The organism is Janibacter sp. CFPM2_SD2, from assembly GCF_057364645.1.
This window is the reverse complement of the sequence record NZ_JBNFOF010000255.1, coordinates 1-3,489: the sequence shown is the minus strand read 5'-3', so window position 1 is coordinate 3,489 and position 3,489 is coordinate 1. Positions and strand designations below refer to the sequence as shown.

General features: G+C 72.7%; 4 protein-coding genes and 2 pseudogenes. 4 read left to right on the top strand and 2 right to left on the bottom strand.

Features of this window, described 5'->3' with window-relative positions:
* The 4 genes and pseudogenes from AC2W7J_RS16750 to AC2W7J_RS16735 all read left to right on the top strand — a co-directional run.
* On the top strand, nucleotides 1-353 hold a 353-nt coding region (locus tag AC2W7J_RS16750; RefSeq protein ID WP_485983797.1), incomplete at its 5' end, for an MFS transporter.
* Nucleotides 350-646: an enoyl-CoA hydratase/isomerase family protein gene (locus tag AC2W7J_RS16745; RefSeq protein WP_485983795.1), complete on the top strand. Its 297-nt coding sequence runs from the start codon at nucleotides 350-352 to the stop codon at nucleotides 644-646. The genes AC2W7J_RS16750 and AC2W7J_RS16745, both read left to right, overlap by 4 nt.
* A 34-nt stretch (nucleotides 647-680) precedes the next feature.
* A pseudogene (locus AC2W7J_RS16740) lies at nucleotides 681-1,160 on the top strand (enoyl-CoA hydratase-related protein); the annotation flags it as partial.
* A gap of 55 nt (nucleotides 1,161-1,215) precedes the next feature.
* The gene (locus AC2W7J_RS16735) at nucleotides 1,216-1,818 is read left to right on the top strand and encodes a dienelactone hydrolase family protein (RefSeq protein WP_427802192.1); all 603 of its coding nucleotides are present in this window, start codon (nucleotides 1,216-1,218) and stop codon (nucleotides 1,816-1,818) included.
* Nucleotides 1,819-1,821: 3 nt separating this feature from the next.
* Here AC2W7J_RS16735 and AC2W7J_RS16730 read toward each other — a convergent pair whose 3' ends face one another.
* Together AC2W7J_RS16730 and AC2W7J_RS16725 are read right to left on the bottom strand one after the other, a co-directional pair.
* A complete protein-coding gene (locus AC2W7J_RS16730) occupies nucleotides 1,822-2,781 on the bottom strand; it encodes a phosphotriesterase family protein (protein WP_255185309.1) in 960 nt (319 codons plus the stop codon).
* 55 nt (nucleotides 2,782-2,836) lie between these two features.
* A pseudogene (locus AC2W7J_RS16725) lies at nucleotides 2,837-3,489 on the bottom strand (MFS transporter); the annotation flags it as partial.

Below are 3,489 nucleotides of genomic sequence, written 5' to 3'. Positions count from 1 at the left end.
GTCACCGCCGCCCGTGCTCGTCGCCGCCGTCGGCACGACCCTCGCCCAGCCGGCCGTGCTCGTCGGCGCGACGCTCGCGCTCATGCTCTCCTTCGGGCTCGGGGCAGCCGGCGATGACCGCCCTCGTCGCCGACTCCGTGCCCGCCCGCACCCGCGGCAGCGCGCTCGGGCTGCTGACGCTGTGCTTCCTGCTCGGCGGCAGCCTCGGCGCGGCCGCCTCGGCGCTCGGCGACGTCATCGGGTGGCCCCGCTCGCTGCTCCTGCTCGCCCTGCTGCCGGCCCTCGGCGCCCTCGCCTTCGCCCGCCCCCTTCGTCCCGCCGTCCCCGACCCGACCCCTCAGGAGTGCCCATGACCGCCCCCACCGACCACGTGCTGCTCGACGTCACCGACGGCATCGCGACGATCACGCTCAACCGGCCGGAGCGACGCAATGCCATGTCGCCGGAGATGGTCGAGCGCCTCGGCGAGCTGCTCGCGCAGACCGAGGCCGACCCCGCCGTGCGGGTCCTCGTCCTCACCGGCGCCGGTCGCGCCTTCTGCTCCGGCGGCGACGTCCAGCAGTTCGACGCGACGGTGGCGAAGGGGGTGGCGCCAGCGAGGTCGAGCCGGCGGCGGTCGCGGAGCAGCTGCGCCACCAGGAGCTGACCGTCGGGCGGATCCACGCCTACGCCAAGCCGTCGTCGCCGCCCTGCCGGGCGCGGCCGCGGGCGCCGGGCTGGGCTTCGCGCTCGCCGCCGACCTGCGCATCGGCACCCCGCGGACCGTCGTCGCGACGGCCTTCGCGAGCATCGCCCTGTCCGGGGACTTCGGTGTCGCCTGGCTGCTCGAGCGACTCGTCGGGCCGGCGACCGCCCGCGAGCTGATGTTCCTCAACCCTCGCCTCGACGGGCAGGCCTGCCTCGACCTCGGGCTGCTCAACCGGCTCGTCCCCGAGGAGGAGCTCGAGGCGCGCACCCGTGAGCTCGCCGAGCAGCTGGCGGCCGGCTCGGCTGGCACGCTCGCGAGCATCAAGCGCAACCTCCTCGAGGCACCCGGCCAGACCCTCGCGGAGTCGATGGCGGCCGAGGTGCCGCGGCACAAGGCGTGCGGCCTGACCGCCGACCACGTCGAGGCCGCCCGGGCCTTCGTCGAGAAGCGGCCGCCGGTCTTCACGCGCTGACCGGACGGCGGCTCGCTGACGCGACGTTGTCGGCGCCCGGGTCTACGGTCGGGACATGGCACAGGTACTGCTCTTCCCGTCCGTCCTCGGTGCGCGTCAGGGCATCACCGACCTCGCCGACGCCCTCACCGGCGCGGGCCACAGCGTGACCACCGTCGACCACCTCGAAGGCGTCACCTTCGACGACTACCCGACCGCCGCAGCCCGCTCGCAGGAGATCGGCTTCCCCGCGCAGATGGCCTACGCGCTCGAGGCCGCGCGAGCCGTCGAGGGCGCCTTCGTGGCCGTCGGCTTCTCCAACGGCGCCGCGATGGCCCAGTGGATCGCCGCACAACGCCCGGCCGACGCCCGCGGCGTCATCATGGTCGGCGGCGGCATGCCCATGCGCCACCTCGAGGCGACGTGGCCGCCCGGAGTGCCGGGGCAGGTCCACGTGACGGCCGGCGACCCCTTCCACGAGGAGGACCGGCAGTTCGACCCGATGGTCGACGAGCAGCTCCAGGACGACGTCGAGCACGCCGGCGGCGCCTGGTCCTACGTCGAGTACCAGGGGGACGGCCACCTCTTCAACGACCCGACGCTGCCGGCGGAGTACCAGCCCGAGGAGGCCCGCATCCTCAAACGACGGGTCATCGAGTTCGTCGACGAGGTGGGCTGAGCCTCACTCGAAGTAGCGGCGCGGGTTGTCGACGAGCATCGTGTCGATGTCGGCCTCGCTCGCGCCGCCCTCGAGGAGGGCGGGCAGCACGTCCTGGCTGATGTGCCGGTAGTTCCAGCGCGGGACGACCTGCCGCTTCGCCTCCGGGTCGAACCAGTCGATGAAGCACGACGCGTCGTGCGCGAGCACCATGCGTTCGGCGTACCCGCGCCGCAGCAGCTCGAGCACCGTCGCGATGCGGTCCTCGAAGGGCAGCAGCACGTCGAGGCCGAAGCGGTCCATGCCCAGGAGGGAGCCGGCGTCGGCGACCGTGCACAGGTAGTCGACATCGGTCGAGTCGCCGCTGTGACCGATGACGACCTTCGTCAGGTCGGCCCCCTCCTCGGCGAGCACCTGCTGGGTGACCAGCCCCGACTGCGTGTGCGGGTTGGTGTGCACGGTGATGGGGGCGCCGGTCTGCACGTGGGCCTGGGCGACCGCGCGCATGACCCGCTCGACGCCGGGGGTCAGGCCCTGCTCCTCGATGGCGCACTTGAGGAAGCCGGCGCGGACCCCCGTGTCGGCGATGCCCTCGGTGAGGTCCTTGACGAAGAGCTCGGTGAGCGGCTCCGGCACGTCGAAGAGCAGCCCCGGCCCGGTGTAGTGGAACTGGAAGGGGATCTCGTTGTAGGTGTAGACCCCGGTCGCGACGACGACGTTGAGGTCGATCTGCTCCGCGACGCGCTGCACGCGGGGCAGGTACCGGCCCAGGCCGATGACCGTCGGGTCGAGGATCGTGTCGATGCCCAGGCCCTTGAGCTCGGACAGCTGGGTCACGGCGTCGGCGACCTTGGCGTCCTCGTCCCAGTCGGACTGGTAGTTCTGCCGGTACTCCTCCCCCACGACGAAGATGTGCTCGTGGGCCAGCACCCGGCCCAGGTCGGCGGAGTCGATGCTCCCGGTCACGGTGGGGACGGCGGCCATGCTGACTCTCCTTCGAGTACGGGTGGCCCGAGACTATGCCCACCTGAACCTCGTTTCAAGTATCGAGCGCGCGTCCTCGCGTCTCGGGCAGGAGGAAGGCCGCCGCGGCCGCGACGACGAAGGCCGCGGTGAAGATCGTGAAGACGAGGACGTCGCCGCCACCTCGCTCGAGGAGCACCGGCACCACGAGCGGCGCGGCGATCGAGGCGAGTCGCCCGAAGCCCGCAGCCGCACCGGCTCCCGAGCCGCGCACCGCCGTCGGGTAGATCTCGGGCGTGATCGCGTAGAGGGCGCCCCAGGCGCCGAGGTTGCAGAAGGAGAGGGCCGAGCCCGCGACGATGATCGACGTCGCCGAGTCCGACTGCCCGAAGAACCACGCGGCCACCGCCGAACCCAGCAGGAAGAGGGCGAGCGTCGAACGCCGACCCCAGGCCTCGACGAGGACCGCCGCGAGGGCATAGCCCGGCAGCTGGGCGAGCGTGATGACCAGCGTGTAGCCGAAGGAGGTCTCACGTCGTGGCCCGCCGCGACGAGGAGCGAGGGGATCCACAGGAAGGCGCCGTAATAGCTGAAGTTGACCCCGAACCACACGAGCCAGATGCCCAGGGTGCGGCGGCGCAGCCCACGCGACCACAGGCCCGGAGCCGGCTGCGGGACCGGCTCGGCCACCGCAGCGGGCACCCCCCTTCGGGGCTCGTGGGGCGGCGC